This is a genomic window from Actinoplanes sp. G11-F43 (assembly GCF_050589265.1).
Classification (GTDB): Bacteria; Actinomycetota; Actinomycetes; order Mycobacteriales; family Micromonosporaceae; genus Actinoplanes.
Map to the genome: position 1 here is coordinate 17,063 of NZ_JBNZCE010000012.1, position 14,145 is coordinate 31,207.

At 71.2% G+C, this 14,145-nt stretch carries 15 protein-coding genes, 1 pseudogene and 1 riboswitch; of the genes and pseudogenes, 8 read left to right on the top strand and 8 right to left on the bottom strand.

The features are described 5' to 3' along the window. Positions 1-60: 60 nt before the first annotated feature. The gene (locus ACQ0O7_RS12940; RefSeq protein ID WP_430782265.1) at positions 61-837 is read right to left on the bottom strand and encodes a CbtA family protein; all 777 of its coding nucleotides are present in this window, start codon (positions 835-837) and stop codon (positions 61-63) included. Continuing rightward, complete coding sequence (locus ACQ0O7_RS12945) at positions 828-1,031, bottom strand: CbtB domain-containing protein (protein ID WP_430782266.1); 204 nt, start codon at positions 1,029-1,031, stop codon at positions 828-830. Before ACQ0O7_RS12945 ends, ACQ0O7_RS12940 begins: the two co-directional genes overlap by 10 nt. 58 nt (positions 1,032-1,089) lie before the next feature. Next, a riboswitch (cobalamin riboswitch) is annotated at positions 1,090-1,158 on the bottom strand. Between the two features lie 33 nt (positions 1,159-1,191). On the opposite strand from ACQ0O7_RS12945, the gene ACQ0O7_RS12950 reads away from it, so the two are divergent. The 3 genes from ACQ0O7_RS12950 to ACQ0O7_RS12960 all read left to right on the top strand — a co-directional run bounded on the left by ACQ0O7_RS12950 (position 1,192) and on the right by ACQ0O7_RS12960 (position 3,574). Continuing rightward, complete coding sequence (locus ACQ0O7_RS12950; protein ID WP_430782267.1) at positions 1,192-2,451, top strand: S8 family serine peptidase; 1,260 nt, start codon at positions 1,192-1,194, stop codon at positions 2,449-2,451. 86 nt (positions 2,452-2,537) lie between these two features. Next, a complete protein-coding gene (locus ACQ0O7_RS12955) occupies positions 2,538-2,939 on the top strand; it encodes a hypothetical protein (protein WP_430782268.1) in 402 nt (133 codons plus the stop codon). 65 nt (positions 2,940-3,004) lie between these two features. Then, positions 3,005-3,574 carry a TIGR03086 family metal-binding protein gene (locus ACQ0O7_RS12960; protein ID WP_430782269.1) on the top strand — a complete coding sequence of 190 codons (570 nt, stop codon included), beginning with the start codon at positions 3,005-3,007 and terminating at the stop codon, positions 3,572-3,574. 23 nt (positions 3,575-3,597) lie between these two features. Here the strand turns inward: ACQ0O7_RS12960 and ACQ0O7_RS12965 are convergent. The 4 genes and pseudogenes from ACQ0O7_RS12965 to ACQ0O7_RS12980 form a co-directional block, all read right to left on the bottom strand. After that, positions 3,598-3,738, bottom strand: a pseudogene (locus tag ACQ0O7_RS12965) (AraC family transcriptional regulator); the annotation flags it as partial. 32 nt (positions 3,739-3,770) lie between these two features. Beyond that, positions 3,771-4,724 carry a hypothetical protein gene (locus tag ACQ0O7_RS12970; protein WP_430782270.1) on the bottom strand — a complete coding sequence of 318 codons (954 nt, stop codon included), beginning with the start codon at positions 4,722-4,724 and terminating at the stop codon, positions 3,771-3,773. Further along, entirely contained in the window at positions 4,684-6,561 is a 1,878-nt protein-coding gene (locus ACQ0O7_RS12975; protein ID WP_430782271.1) for a glycosyltransferase family 2 protein, read from the bottom strand. The genes ACQ0O7_RS12970 and ACQ0O7_RS12975 overlap by 41 nt, the downstream gene beginning before the upstream one ends. A 217-nt stretch (positions 6,562-6,778) precedes the next feature. After that, a complete protein-coding gene (locus tag ACQ0O7_RS12980; protein WP_430782272.1) occupies positions 6,779-7,603 on the bottom strand; it encodes an SDR family oxidoreductase in 825 nt (274 codons plus the stop codon). Between the two features lie 213 nt (positions 7,604-7,816). Here ACQ0O7_RS12980 and ACQ0O7_RS12985 point away from each other — a divergent pair, with 213 nt between their 5' ends. Continuing rightward, positions 7,817-8,296 carry a SigE family RNA polymerase sigma factor gene (locus ACQ0O7_RS12985; RefSeq protein ID WP_430782273.1) on the top strand — a complete coding sequence of 160 codons (480 nt, stop codon included), beginning with the start codon at positions 7,817-7,819 and terminating at the stop codon, positions 8,294-8,296. 5 nt (positions 8,297-8,301) lie between these two features. After that, positions 8,302-9,189: a hypothetical protein gene (locus ACQ0O7_RS12990; protein ID WP_430782274.1), complete on the top strand. Its 888-nt coding sequence runs from the start codon at positions 8,302-8,304 to the stop codon at positions 9,187-9,189. Here ACQ0O7_RS12990 and ACQ0O7_RS12995 read toward each other — a convergent pair. After that, positions 9,184-9,672: a DUF6624 domain-containing protein gene (locus ACQ0O7_RS12995; protein ID WP_430782275.1), complete on the bottom strand. Its 489-nt coding sequence runs from the start codon at positions 9,670-9,672 to the stop codon at positions 9,184-9,186. The two genes, ACQ0O7_RS12990 and ACQ0O7_RS12995, sit on opposite strands and share 6 nt — an antisense overlap. Before the next feature lie 106 nt (positions 9,673-9,778). Here ACQ0O7_RS12995 and ACQ0O7_RS13000 point away from each other — a divergent pair, with 106 nt between their 5' ends. Genes ACQ0O7_RS13000 through ACQ0O7_RS13010 form a run of 3 tightly spaced genes read left to right on the top strand, consistent with a single transcriptional unit; the run spans position 9,779 to position 13,334 of the window. Then, positions 9,779-10,639 carry a virginiamycin B lyase family protein gene (locus ACQ0O7_RS13000; RefSeq protein ID WP_430782276.1) on the top strand — a complete coding sequence of 287 codons (861 nt, stop codon included), beginning with the start codon at positions 9,779-9,781 and terminating at the stop codon, positions 10,637-10,639. A 3-nt stretch (positions 10,640-10,642) separates the two neighbouring features. Beyond that, positions 10,643-11,050 (top strand): hypothetical protein, encoded by a 408-nt coding sequence (locus ACQ0O7_RS13005; RefSeq protein ID WP_430782277.1) that lies wholly within the window; start codon positions 10,643-10,645, stop codon positions 11,048-11,050. Positions 11,051-11,060: 10 nt separating this feature from the next. Then, on the top strand, positions 11,061-13,334 hold the full coding sequence (locus tag ACQ0O7_RS13010) for a DUF4132 domain-containing protein (RefSeq protein ID WP_430782278.1): 2,274 nt from the start codon (positions 11,061-11,063) through the stop codon (positions 13,332-13,334). Between the two features lie 549 nt (positions 13,335-13,883). Here the strand turns inward: ACQ0O7_RS13010 and ACQ0O7_RS13015 are convergent. Then, positions 13,884-14,144 (bottom strand): hypothetical protein, encoded by a 261-nt coding sequence (locus ACQ0O7_RS13015; RefSeq protein ID WP_430782279.1) that lies wholly within the window; start codon positions 14,142-14,144, stop codon positions 13,884-13,886. Between the last annotated feature and the right edge of the window lies 1 nt (position 14,145).

Here is a 14,145-nt window from a genome sequence, read left to right on the forward strand (position 1 = left end):
TATCAAACGACGAGGGCGGCACATCCTGGGGTGTGCCGCCCTCGTGGTGGTGGGGTCGGGTCACGCGGTGGTGGCGGACTCCGGTGTGGCCGCGGGCTGCTCGCTGGTGGCACGGGTGGCGAGCTGGTTGAGCAGGGCGGCGAAGGTGATGCCGAGGGCGGTCCAGAGGACGGCCTGGGTGCCCAGTGACGAGATCCGGAAGTCCCAGAGGAGGGTGGCCGGGAAGTCGTCGGGGACTTCGTCGAAGGTGGGCAGGAGCAGGTAGGCGATGGTGACGACGATGAGGAAGGTGATGGTGCCGGCGGCGGCGCGGCGCCAGGTGTGGGTCTGGGTGCGGGCGGCGAGGACGGCTGCCCAGATGGCTACCAGGCCGAGGACGACGACGGCGAGGTAGGCGATGGTGCGCTGGTTGATGGTGTCGGGGTCGCCGACGGCGGGTGGGTTGGGCGGGTATTTGAGGTAGGGCACGACGACGATGCCGGTGAGTGCGGCGGCGGCGAGTCCGAGGGCGGCGTGGGTGTCGCTGCCGGTGTGCAGGCGGCGGCGCAGGATGGTGTAGGCGGTGGCGAGGATGCCGCCGAGGGCGATGCCGTAGAGGCTGGTGGCCAGTAGGAGGCCGGTGGTGCTCTGGGTGTCGCGTTCGACGAGGGCTTGCTCGTCGGCTTCGCCGGGGGCCGGTGGGGGTGCTGCTGCTTCTTCGATGGCGATGGCGGCGTTGATGTGGGGTTCGCCGACGAAGTAGGCGAAGGCGCCGGCGAGGAGTCCGGCGATCAGGCCGGCGAGGAGGCCGCGGAGCAGGAGCTGGATGTAGCCGGGGGTGTGGTTGGTCAGTGGCACGGGACACCGAGCAGGTGGCGGCCGTCGTGCATGAGTTCGTGGAGGTACATGCCGCTCTGGGAGATGGTGCCCTGGTCGAAGGCGACGAGGTAGGCGAGCAGGAGCATGATGCCGGTGAAGCCGGCGGCGGTGGCCAGCAGGCGGGGGGAGACGGCGGGGATGGCGAGTGGTTTCGCCGTGTGTGCCTTGGGCATGGCGGTGTGGTCCTCCTTCGGGATGACGCGTCCCGGTTGTGGGGTCTGTGGCGGGTGAGCGTCCTGGCTTGCCGGCTGGGTGGCTGGCTTACAGTGGCGCGACCGCACCGGAGTTGCACCGGTTTCCCTCGCTCGCCGCAGATTGGTTGTCTTCAACCTAGTGGCGGTGGTGGTGGGGGCACAACCGGCGGCGGTTAGCATCTACGCCGGTCGTTGGGGTGGTCCGGGGGTGTTCGTGATGCGTTTGCCGGTTGCGGTGTTGGTGGGGCTGGTCGCTGGTGTGGTGGTGCCGGTGGTGGGTCCGGTGGGGGCGGCGCCGTGTGTGGGGGCGTCGGTGGAGTTCGCGGGGGTTCCGGGGGAGTTGCGGTCGTATTCGCCGGTGCGTTTGGCGGGGTTGGCGACGGGTGCGGGGGTGCGGGTGGCGGTGATCGATTCGGGGGTGGATGCGCGTAATCCGCAGTTGAAGGGGCGGGTGTCGGCGGGCCGGGATCTGTTGCATGGTGCGGCGAATGGTCGGCGTGATTGTGTGGGGCATGGGACGGCGGTGGCGGGGATCATCGCGGGTTCGCCGAGTGGGCGGACGGGGGTGTCGGGGTTGGCGCCGGGGGCGTCGATCGTTCCGGTGCGGGTGAGTGAGGATTCGGATTTGGATGGTTCGCGGTCGGGGTCGTCGAGTGCGGCGTCGTTTGCGGAGGCGATTCGGTGGGCGGCGGGTCCGGCGAAGGCGGATGTGATCAATATTTCGCTGGTGATGCCGGCGGAGGATGTGGGGGTGAAGGCGGCGATCGCGGCGGCGGTGCGGGCGGATGTGGTGGTGGTGGCTGCGGCTGGTAATGGTGGGGTGGATGGTGGGGTGGCGTTTCCGGCGGGTTATCCGGGGGTGGTGGGTGTGGGTGCGGTGACGGCGGAGGGGGTGTTGGCGCAGTATTCGCAGCCGGGTGTGCATGTGGATGTGGTGGCGTTCGGTGATGGGGTGACGGTGGTGTCGCCGGGTGCGGGGCATCGGGTGGTGCAGGGGACGAGTTTTGCGGCGCCGTTCGTGTCGGCGACGGCGGCGTTGTTGCGGGAGCGGTTTCCGGAGGAGAGTGCGGAGGAGATCGTGGGGCGGTTGTTGCGGTCGGCGGATCCGGCGCCGGGTGGGGTGCGCAGTGTGGGTTATGGGTGGGGTTTGTTGAATCCGTATCGGGCGTTGTCGGAGGAGGCGGGTCCGAGGCCGGCGGTGGTGGTGTCGGCGTCGCCGGTGCCGTTGGCGGGTCGGGGTGGTCCGGCGTGGGTGCGGGCGGGGTGGTTCGCGGCTGGTGGTGTGGGTGGTGTGGTGTTCGTCGGGGTGGTGGTGTGGGTGGTGGTGCGGGGTCGTCGGCGTGGGTGGCACCCCGCCAGTGCCGCCGGGTCCACTGATCATGATCGAATGCTGGGATGATGTGGGAGGTTGTCACCGAGGCGTTGGGCCGGTTGTATCCGGATGTCGAGCCGTGGCATGTGTCGTATGTGCCGGGTGAGCACCAGTTGCAGGCCGGCTCGGTGTATGCGGCGGATGGGCATTGGCATTACGTGTCGTACGGGCTGGGTGCCCGGTGGGGTTTGGAGTTGACGTTTCGGGTGGTGCGGGCGGCGGGTGAGGTGGAGCCGCCGCGGTGGCCGTTCGTGACGTTGGATCATGTGGCGGGGTGGGCGAACGGTCTGCCGGAGCCTCTCGAAGATGGTCAGTGGGTTGATCTGGTGGGTCCGATCACGGGTTTTCCGTTTTCGGGTGGGCCGGATACCGGGCTCACTGTGTTGATCATGGTGGTGGATCCGGAGCTGGGTGATCGTTTCCTGCAGTTGGTGGGGGTGACCGCGGCCGAGGCGAACGGTGAGGCGGAGATCGCCGAGGATCCGCTGATGGTGACGGATCCGTTGCGGGCGTGACCGGGGTCGGGCTCCCGTTCGGGTGATGTCTGCCGGGTGGGGGCCCGATTGCCTAGGCTGGTCGGATGTCTACTGAGATCAGTGCGCTGCTGGGCACGGCGGTTCCGGTGATGACCGGTCTGGTGGCCGGGGTGCGTGACGAGCAGTTGCCGCAGGCCACCCCGTGTGCCGATTTCCGGGTGCGGGATCTGCTGAACCATCTGTTCCAGGTGGTCGACAACTTCCAGCTGGTGGCGGCCCGGCGGGAGGTGGACTGGGGTGTCACCCCGGACAGCCTGACCGGGGACTGGCGGGCGGCGTTCGCCGTCGAGGCCGATCGGATGATTCTGGCGTGGTCGGATCCGGGGGCCCTGGACGGGGTGTCGCCGGGGATGGGGCTGCCGCAGCGCACGCTCGGGTTGATGATGGTGGTCGACCTGGTGGTGCACGGCTGGGATCTGGCCCTGGCCACCGGCCAGCCGTACACGGTCGATGCGGCGCTGGTGCCGCCGACGGCGGAGTTCCTGGATTCGATGGGGGACATGGGCCGCACGATGGGCGCGTTCGGCCCGGCGGTCCCGGTGGGTGCGGATGCGGGCCGGGTGGCGCAGCTGATCGGGATGACCGGCCGGGATCCGGCATGGCAGCCGGCGTGAGTCAGGCGGTGCGTCACCGGGCCGGGGTTGATGCCGTGCTCGGCGCGGAGGCGTTTGATGAAGGAGGACGGGTCCGGGTGGCCGGCGCGGCGGGTGATCCACTGGTGGGCGGTGCGGCCGGTCTTACGGCGTACGACAGTTGTCAGGTGTCCCGGGGTCGGGGCGTCGGCGCCGGTCTGCCGACCGGCCGTCAGCCCTAGGGCGGCCAGATCAGGGCCAGGCCGGCCTGCAGCATCGCCACGGCGGTGAGGAGCAGCCATCGGCGGCGGTCCAGGCGGGTCTGGATGGCGGTGACGGCGACCGCGGTGTAGAAGAAGTTGACCACCAGTGGTGAGTCCTCGACGCCGCCGGCGGACAGGAGGGCCACCACGAGCATCGGCATCAGGTAGGCGGGCATCGTGGCCGGCCGTGAGCGGGCGATCGCGATGCCGGCCGCCAGGTACAGGGGTGCGTGCCCGGCGGCTTCGACGGCGGTGAGGGCGCCGCGGGCCAGGTCGAAGGCGGCGGCCGCGGGGGCGGTGGTGTCGAGGGCGACGACGTCGCCGAAGCGCCATTGGATGTAGAGCCAGCCCAGGTAGACGGCGATGCTGGGGTAGGCGAGGACGGCGAGGATGGCGGTGGTGGCGGAGACTTCGCGGGCCCAGGGGCCGGCGACGAAGGGGACGGCGGCGGCGAATCCGGCCATGTAGCCGAGGGTGGCCAGGTCGCAGACGGCGGCCAGGGCCAGGGTGATGCCGGCGATGAAGCCGCCGAGGGTCTGTGCGTCGGTGACGAATCGCAGGTAGCCGCCGAGGGCGACGACGATCAGGGCGAGGCTGATGACGGCGGACAGGTCCCAGCGGGTGGCGGGGGCGGTGAACTGGGCGGCCATCATGGGGGCGACGACCATCAGGATCGCGGCCGGCCAGGGCACGTGCCGGGTGCGCAGGCGGTTGACCAGGACGTGGCAGAGGACGCCGGTGGCGATGGTGGCCAGCAGGTCGACGATGCGCGGGTCGAGTTGGTCGAGCAGGGGGCTGATGACGCCTTGGCGGCGGGAGCGCATCATCAGCCACAGGGGTAGGGGCAGGATGAGCAGGGCGCGCAGCCATCGCCATCGGTCGGTGCTGTCAGGTGGTGCCAGTGCCAGTGGGGGCGACGCTGAGACCATGGGTGGTCTTCTCCCAGTAGTGCGGTTTGGTGATCAGCTGCCAGAGGGCTTTGTAGGCGGCGATGGCGTGCAGCATCCAGTAGATGGGGTTGGCCAGGGACCAGAGCATGAGGCGGTAGCGGCGGCGGCGGAAGGCGCCCATCATCGCCAGGTAGACCATGGTGGCGTTGCCGACGAGCAGGTTGAAGACGCCGAAGAGCAGGACCCAGGTGGGGAAGAACTGGCCGATCGGCAGGTTCGGGGCTACCAGGGAGAGGGCGAAGATGACGTACAGCGGTGGGGTGAGCAGGAAGGATGCGGGGGTGCCGCCGATCAGCAGGATGAACGACAGGCTCTGTTTCCAGCCGGCGCCGCGCACGATGGTGCGGGGCTGGCGCAGGTGGACGAGCAGGGTCTGCAGGTAGCCCTTGATCCAGCGGGAGCGCTGGCGGATCCAGTTGCCGGGGGCGCGGTTGGCTTCTTCGAAGGTGGTGGAGTTGATGACGGAGACGCGGTAGCCGAGGACGGAGGCGCGGATGCCGAGGTCGGCGTCCTCGGTGACGTTGAACGGGTCCCAGCCGCCGAGGGTGCGGAGCGCCTGGACGCGGAAGTGGTTGGAGGTGCCGCCCAGTGGGATGGGCAGGCCGAGGTCGTCGAGGCCGGGCAGCATGTAGTCGAACCAGAACGAGTATTCGAGGGTGAACATGCGGGTCAGGGCGTTGTCGTCGACGTTCCAGTAGTTGAGGGCGGCCTGGATGCAGACGGTTTCCGGGCCGGCGCGGCGGAACGCGACGACGGCTTTCTTCAGCTGGTCGGGTTCGGGGCGGTCCTCGGCGTCGTAGATGACGACGTATTCGCCGCGGGCGAAGAACAGGCCCACGTTGCAGGCTTTGGGTTTGGTCTTGGGCAGCCGGTCCGGGACGATGACGAAGCGGACGGTGGCCGGGGGTGCGGCGCGGCGGGCGGCGGTGATGGTCTCGGTGTCGTCCTCCTCCATCAGCAGCAGGATCTCCAGGCGGTCGCGGGGGTAGTCGAGGTCCTTGAGGTTGGTCAGCAGGTCGGCGATGACGTTGGCCTCTTTGTAGACCGGGACCAGGACGGTGTAGACGGGCAGGTCGTGGTCGCCGAGGGCGGCGACCTCCTCGGCAGTGATCGACTCCTCTTTGTCGTGGCGGGCGCCGCGCAGGCAGACGACGAATTTGAACAGGACGCTGATCAGGAAGAACACGCCGATGATCATGGAGGTGCCGGTGAGGGTGGCTTTCGGGGCCAGGATCAGGCAGGTGAGCAGGGTGATGCCGACGACGGTGAGGGCGGCGGCCTGGCCCTTGTAGAGGACCTTGCGGGCGGACTGGGCGGCCGAGCGGCGCCACAGGCCCATGGTGGCGTCCTCGACGAGGCGTTCCCGGAAGGAGCGGTGTACGGCCTGGTCGATGTCCCAGTCGGTGGTGACGACCTGGGTGATGGGTGCGCCGACGGCGGCTTCGATGAGGGTGGCGCGCTGGGCGGAGGGTTTCTCGGCGGTGGCGATGAGGATGCGGCCGTCGGGTTCGCGGCGCACCGGCACCCAGCCGGAGCGGACCAGGTCGGTGGGGTCGTGTTCGCCGAGCAGTTCGGGGGCCAGTTCGACGTCGGTGAGGTCCAGGAACGGCAGGCCCCACTGTTCGGCGAGCAGTTCGTACAGGTCGAGGCGGCGTACCAGGCCGCTGGTGATGAGGATGGCGCCGAGCCGGGAGCCGGTGGCCTCCTGCACGCGCAGGGCCTCACGCATCTGCGCGGCGGTGATCACGCCGCGGGTGACGAGCATGTCGCCCAGGGTCGCCGGTGGTGCCTGCACCGCCTGAACCGTGACCCCCACATCTGCATGGTCGGCACCTGTTCTGCAACCCTTAGCAACCGTGACGATCCGGCTGGCGGACCTTTCGGGGTACGGTCGTCGGCCCCAGGGAGATCGGGTCGTCCTGTGTCGTCCGCGCGAGGTGGTCCCGGCGCCGGACCGTCCGGCGACCGCCGGGCCGGATCCGGGCCGGTGCGCTTCGCCGCGGCCGGTCATCACGCCTGATCCGCGCCGGTCGTCAGTGCGGTGCCGGCATGAACTCGTGGACGCCCCGCAGCCGGGTGCGCAGCAGGGACACCGCCCGGGTGGTGTCCAGGCGGACCTCAGGGGCCATGCGCAGACCCGACTCCGCCAGGGTGCTCACCGGGATCGCCGACGGGTCCAGGCCCTGCTGCCGGGCCACGAGAACGCCCAGGTCGTAGCGGCTGATCGGGTCGGGGCCGGTGACGTTGAGGATGCCGCGGTAGTCGCTCGCGGCCAGCTCCAGCACGGCCTCGGCCAGGTCGTCGACGTGCACCGGCTGGCGGATCATGTCGGTGAACAGGGCGCCCCGGGCCCGGCCGGTGATCAGGTCACGGGTGAGGGTCTCGTGCTGGCCCCGGCCGTGACCCACGATCAGCGAGGTCCGCACCACGACGGCGGTGGGGTCGACGGCGGCGATCGCCGTCTCGGCGGCGGCCTTCGCGGCCCCGTACCGGTAGAGCGGATCCGGTGGCGCGGACTCGTCGTAGGTGGCCTCCCGGCCGGAGAACACCGCGTCGGTGGACAGGTGCACCAGGCGGCTGCCGTACGCGGCCGCGGCCACCGCGACGTGGGCGGCACCGTCGGCGATGACCCGCCAGTCGGCGCGCCCGGCCGCGGTGTGGATCACCACGGTGGGCCGGGCCCGGCGCATCAGGTCACTGACCGCCGCCGCGTCCCGGACGTCCAGCTGTTCGGCGGCGTGCGCGCCGGCGTTGTGCAGGTGGGTGCCGGTGACCGACGCGCCCGCTTGTGCCGCGAGTGCGGCCACCCGCGAGCCCAGGTGGCCGGTGGCACCGGTGATCAGGATCCGGTCAGTCATGATCCGGCACGGCCGTGTGCCCGGGCCGCGCCGGCGGCCCGGAGATGAAGTGAGTCGCTCACGGGCGGTCAGCCTGCCACACCACGGCAACAGGTCGCCGAAGGCTGTGGGTGGGGGGTGCTCCGGGCGTACCCAATAAAGATCTTGTGGGGTTGAACCTTTCCACCGGTGGCGGGAGTTAACGGTGCGCCGAACGAGAAAGAGGTGCCGACCGTGAGCGACCCGGATGCTGACTTTGCGGCGTACTTCGCCGGGCAGGTGAGCTCCGTGCGGCGTATCGCCTTCGCGTTGTGCGGGGACTGGCACACCGCCGACGACCTGACACAGACCACCTTCATCCGGCTGTATCCGCGGTGGCGGCGGGTGCGTGACCAGTCGGTGGACGCCTACGTGCGCCGGATCCTGATCAACGCCTACCTGAGCCACCTGCGTAAACACCGGCGGGAGAAGGTCGTCGCCGAGGTGCCGGACACGCCGGTGCCGCCCGCCGACACGCATGAGGACCTGAGCCGGGCGCTGCGCCGGCTGCCCGCCCAGCAGCGGGCCGTCGTGGTGCTGCGGCACCTGGAGGACCTGTCGATCGCCGAGGTGGCCGAGGTGCTGCGGATGGCCGAGGGCAGTGTCAAGAGTCAGTCCGCCCGGGGTATCGCCGCGCTGCGTGCGGCACTGCACGGCCAGCCGAAGGAGTGGTGAGGACAGTGACCGATCCTGATCTGCGTGACGCGTTGAAGGCGTACACCAGTGGTGAGCCGCCGTTGACGTTCACCTTCGACCAGGTGGTGGCCGGCGGCCGCAGGGTCCGGCGGCGGCGCCGGCTGGCGGTGGCCGGTGTGACGGCGGTGCTGGTGGCCGCCGGTGGCGTCGTTCTCGGCCGGCCGCCGGCGCCCGCGCCGCAACCGCTGCTGCCGGCCGGGCCGTCGTGGGCGGCGCTGGATCCGGGACCGTTCTGCGCGCGCGCCGGTGCCGCACCGGTGGAGCCGCTGGTGGAGCCGACGACGGTCGTCAGCGAGCGCAACGGGTTCGCGATCCGGATCCCGGCCGAACCGGCCGGGCACACCGCCGCCCGGATCAGCTGCTATCTGGCGACCGTGGTGCCGCCGCTGCTGCCGGAGGTGACCTTCCACCGGGCGGCGGCCGCGCCGGAGGCGACGCTGCCGTTGCAGGCCTATCCGGGGCGGGTGTTCGATCCGGCCGACCCCGGGGAGACGACACCGCCGTACGTCACCGCGGACGCCGTGGTCGCCGACGCGCGCGGGGTGGGCAGTGTCGGGTTCGGGTCCATCGCCGCCTACGAGAGCAGCGCGGAGGCGGTGGCGAACTGTGCCGGGGACGGCTGTTCGGTGCGGACCGGCCCGAACGGGGAGACCGTCATCGTCCTGGACACCACCGCGGCGTCGGGCTACCGCACCGTGCGGGTCAGTGTCTACCGCGGGGACACCATCGGCACGGCGAGCGCGTCGAACGGGGTGCTGCCCGCGGTGCCGGCCGGGGAGGCGATCGGCGACGACGAGCTGACACCAGGCCGGCCGGACCCGCTGCTCGGTGTGGATCAGCTGATCGCCGTGGCCGCCGGGCTGCCGTCATGACGGGGCGTGCCGGGTGACGTGGACGGCGTAGGGTTCCAGCCCCACCTGTGCGCGGCGGTGGTCCATGCCGGCCGGGTCCTCGCACGGCCACATCACCGGTGCGCCGCCGGACATGCCGGCGATCTGGGTGCCGTACGTCTGCGGGTGTCCCTCGTTGACGCGGACCCGGTCGTGCAGCATCGCCACCTGGGCCGGGTCGGCGCCGGCCGCGGTCATCAGGGCCAGGGCGCGGCGCTGCAGGTCGAGTTGCCGGTCGGCGTGCTGGGCGATCAGCCAGGCCCGGCGGGCGGCCTCGGCGCCGACCAGGGCGGGGGTGGGCCAGCCGTGTTCGTCGAGGATCCCGGCCAGACGGTCGGCGTTGCGGACGGTCACCCGGCGGTGGGCCAGCTGGGCGGCCGGGTCGTCACCGAGGGCGCCGGGCTGCAGGTGGCGGTCCTGGTCGGTCATGGCGATCAGTTCTTCGGCGAGCGTGTCATCGAGCATGCCCGTCACGGTAGGCACGGTGGCGGCAGCGGACGGCAACACCCACACGTTCATTGACGTACGTCGAATCGACATACTGGTAGAGGCCGGCGGCTAGGGTCGGAGCATGACGATTCGCGAGATCCCGGTCGGCGACGGCGGGCCCTACGCGCTGGCCACCGGCCTGGACGGGGCGCTCTGGTTCACCCTGGTGCGGGCCGGGGCGATCGGCCGGCTCTTCCCCGGCGCCACACCCACCCTGTTCCCGGTCGCCCCCGACAGCGCGCCGACCGTGATCACCGCCGGGCCGGACGGGGCACTCTGGTTCACCGAATACCAGGGCCACCGCATCGGGCGGATCACCACCAAGGGCGACATCACCGCCTTCGACGTGCCGGGCAGCGCACCGTTCGGGATCGCCGCCGGCGCCGACGGGGCCCTGTGGTTCACCGCCACCGCCACCGACCGCATCGGCCGGATCACCACCTCCGGCGGCATCAGCGAGATCACACTGCCGCGGCCCGGCATGTACCCGTCGGCGATCGCGGCCGGCGGCGACGGGGCCCTGTGGTTCACCCTCAACCAGGCCAACGCCATCGGCCGGGTCGGCGCCGACCGAACCGTCAGCGTGTTCGACCTGCCCACCGCACAGGCCGGGCCGGTCGGGATCACCGCCGGCCCGGACGGGGCGATGTGGTTCGTGCAGATCCTCGCCGGGCAGATCGGCCGGATCACCACCCGCGGCACGATCACCGAATTCCCGCTGCCGGACCGCTCGGGACGCCCGCACGGCATCACCGCCGGCCTCGACGGGCGGCTGTGGTTCACCGAATGGGCCGGCAACCGGGTCGGCTCGATCACCACCGACGGGCAGATCACCACCCTCGACCTGCCCACCCCGGGCAGCGAACCGCACGGCATCGTCACCGGGCCCGACGGGGCGCTGTGGACCGCCCTGGAAACCGGGTCACTGGCCCGGATCGGCTGACTCGTGCGCCCCGCGGCCAAAGCCGTCACCCTGGTGCTGCTGCTGTCGGCCGGCCTGGCCGTGGCCGCCCTGCTGGCCGCCAGCGGGGTCACCCTCGTCGAAGGCGACAGCTACCACACCGAATTCGCCGAACCGTCCCTGGTCGCGGCCGGATTCCTGCTCGCCGTGCCGGTCGGCTGGGTCGCCGCACGGCACCCGCGAGCCGCGTTCGCGGTCTTCCTGGCCGCCCTGATCCCCCAGACCGTCCTCGCCTTCGCCACCATGCAGCGGGCCGTGGACGCGGGCTGGGCCGACGGCATGACCGGCTTCGCCCTGCTCATGCCGATCCTGATGATCCCGCTGTTCGGATTCGTCGCCGTCATCGCCGCCGTCTTCCCGCGGGCCACGAAACCTGTCGTACCTCCCCGGTAGGTTGCCGGGCGTGGAGAACCTCGCGAAGCCGCACCCGCGCCGCGGTGATGCCGTGATGCCGTTCGCCGTCGACCCGGCAGCGCCCGCCCGCGTCGACCGGATCCGGGCCGTCACCGCCGGCTGGGACCACGTGACCGTGGCACCGGTGTCCGCGCTGCCGCCGGTGCTGGCCGACCCGCCCTGGCGCAACCGCCGCAAAACCGCCAAACCGGCCGGCGTCGCCGGGCTGGCCTGCACCGACCCGGCCACCCTGACCTGGCTGCCGGGCGAGGAACAGACATGGGCGCGCACCCGGGAACTCTTCCAGGCCGCACCGTCGACCGACTGGACACCGGCACTGAACGCCCTCGACGACGGCACCCGCAGCAGCCACCGGATCGGGCGGCTGTTCATCGCCGCGCCACCGGAGATCGCCCGGCCCGCATTCGACAGGTGGCGGCCACGGCCCGGCTACAGCACCCCCACCTGGCTGAAAGGTGTCACCACCCGGTTCGGGGTCGCGGTGCTGCCGGCGATCCTCACCCTGGCCCGGACCGTGCCGGCCGACTACGGGCCGCTGCTGCTGCCGTTCACCGCACCCGAGGTGGCGCAGCTGATGGCGGACTGGACGGTGCGGCTCAAGACGATGCGCCCGCTGGCCCAGCAGTGGCTGCTGCGGCATGCCCCGGAAGCGGCGCGGGCCCTGATCCCGGCCGCGCTCGGCCGGTCCGCCGCCGCCCGCCGCGCCCTGTTCCTGCTACGCGACAACGGCCAGGCCGAGCAGATCCACACCGAAGCCAGCCGGTACGGTCCGGCCGCCACCGCAGCGGTGCAAGCCCTGCTGACCACGGATCCGCTGACGGTCCTGCCCACCCGGATGCCGACGCCACCGGTGTGGGCGGCACCGGGCGTGCTCCCGCCGGTGCGGCTGCGCGACGGCTCCGGCACCCTGCCGCCCACCGCCGTCGCCGACCTGGTGCTGATGCTGATGATCTCCCGGTTCGACGAGCCCTACGCCGGCCTGGACAGCGTCCGCGACGCCGTCGAGACCGCTGACCTGGCCGGGCTCGGATGGACCCTGTTCGAGCTGTGGCAGAGCACCGGCGGATACGCCAAGGACAGCTGGGTGTTCGACGCGGTCGCGGTGACCGGAGACGACGACACCGCCCGCCGGATCGCGCCGATCCTGACCGCCTGGCCCAGCGAAGGCCTCACCGCCCGGGCCGTCACCGGACTGTCGGTACTGGTCGGCATCGGCAGCGGCGAAGCACTCACACAACTGCACCGGATCTCACAGCGAGCCAAGTCGGCGCCACTGCGCAAAGCCGCCGCCGGGCGGATCACCGACATCGCCGACCGGCTCGGCCTCACCGCCGAACAGCTGGCCGACCGGATCGTCCCCGACCTCGGCCTGGACGCCGACGGAAGCCTGCGCCTGGACTACGGGCCACGGCAGTTCGTGATCGGCTTCGACGAACAGCTACGGCCGTTCGTCACCGACACCGCCGGGACCCGGCTGAAAACCCTGCCCAAACCGGGGGTACGCGACGACGAGGAACTGTCGCAGGCCGCCGGGAGACAGTTCGCCACCCTGAAACGCGAAGTCCGCAAGATCGCGGCCGAACAGGTCCGCCGCCTGGAACGCGCCATGGTCGACGGGCGGCAGTGGACCGGCGCCGAGTTCCGGCGGCTGTTCGTGGACCATCCACTGATGTGGCACATCGCCCGCCGCCTGGTGTGGGCCGGTGCCGGGGCGGGGGCGGCCGGGGCGTTGCGGATCGCCGAGGACCGCAGCTTCGCCGACATCGACGACAATCCGGTCGTCCTGGCCGACGACGAACCGATCGGTGTCGCGCATCCGGTGCGGCTCGGCCCGGACACCAGCCGGTGGGCGACGGTGTTCACCGACTACGAGATCCTGCAGCCGTTCCCGCAACTCGACCGGCCAGTGTTCACCCTCGCCGCCGGGCAGGGCCTGGACCGGTTCACCGGCGTGACCGTGCCGGCGAAGAAGATCCTGGTACTGGACGGGCGCGGCTGGATCCGCCACGAACCGGCCAACGCGGGCATCCAGCACGGCTTCGACCGCCCCACCGGCGACGGCCGGGTACTGACCGTGCGCATCGAACCCGGCCTGGTCGGCAAGGTCGGCTTCCACCACAGACAGAAACTGGCCGCGATCCACCTGCACGACGGCAGCGTCAGCCCATGGTCACTCGACGAGGCGGAACCACTGCCCGCGGACACCCTGGACCCGGTGACGGTCTCCGAAATCCTCCGCGACCTGACCGACGTCACCACCTGACCCCGCTGCCGCGCGCCGGACGCCCCTCAGCTCCCGAACGGCGACCACCGTCCGCGCGGTCGCGTGCACGCTGAGGTCAATTCCGCCGCCCACGACCGCCCGGCCTGGCACCCCGCGCGCCTCCCCGGCTGTCCATCCGCCCGGCCTGCTTGCGGTCAATTCCCCGCGCGGATGTCCGCTTTCGCGAGCAGGTGTCCGCTTCCCGCCCCACCCCAGGCCGATCTGGGAGGATTTGCCACCAGCCACCGTTTCCGGTGGTAAATCCTCCACCATCTCGGCTGGGCAGGCCGTCCGCGCGAGGCAATGACCGCGAGTGATCAGGCGACCCGGAACCAGACTCTGAACCAGGCTCTTCGCGGCGGTGAATCCACCAAGATCGGCTGAGGATGTGGACACTCGTGCGGGGGCCGACAGCGAGAGATCAGGCCGCCGAAGAAGAGGGCTCTTCGCGGTGACGAATCCTCTCGGGTCGCGGCTTTCCTGGTCGTCGATGTGCGGGACCGGCTGGAATCCCCAGCAGCTCCACGTCCACGCACCGAGGCGAGTCGATCACGACGGGGTCCGGGGCCGGCTAACGGTGGCGAGCAGGGTGGTGGCGGCTGCTCGGAGGCGTTCGTCGGTGTGGAAGAGGTGCCAGCCGGTGAAGTAGTGGAAGCGCCGGGGGCTGTCCAGGATTCGCTGGGCCGTCGGGGCCGCCACCGAGGCCCCGGCACCGATGGCGGCCAGGCGTTGCAGGGCTGACACCGCCACCGGCAGGGCTCGGGTGTGCTCGATGGTGGCGGCCAGTTCGGACAGCACCGGTATCGCCACC

What these genes read in the sequence shown, in the direction of transcription:
- ACQ0O7_RS12970 (WP_430782270.1), bottom strand. Translation starts at nt 4,724, where the DNA reads ATGGTCTCAGCGTCGCCCCCACTGGCACTGGCACCACCTGACAGCACC.
- ACQ0O7_RS12960 (WP_430782269.1), top strand. Translation starts at nt 3,005, where the DNA reads ATGTCTACTGAGATCAGTGCGCTGCTGGGCACGGCGGTTCCGGTGATG.
- ACQ0O7_RS12980 (WP_430782272.1), bottom strand. Translation starts at nt 7,603, where the DNA reads ATGACTGACCGGATCCTGATCACCGGTGCCACCGGCCACCTGGGCTCG.
- ACQ0O7_RS13000 (WP_430782276.1), top strand. Translation starts at nt 9,779, where the DNA reads ATGACGATTCGCGAGATCCCGGTCGGCGACGGCGGGCCCTACGCGCTG.
- ACQ0O7_RS12995 (WP_430782275.1), bottom strand. Translation starts at nt 9,672, where the DNA reads ATGCTCGATGACACGCTCGCCGAAGAACTGATCGCCATGACCGACCAG.
- ACQ0O7_RS12945 (WP_430782266.1), bottom strand. Translation starts at nt 1,031, where the DNA reads ATGCCCAAGGCACACACGGCGAAACCACTCGCCATCCCCGCCGTCTCC.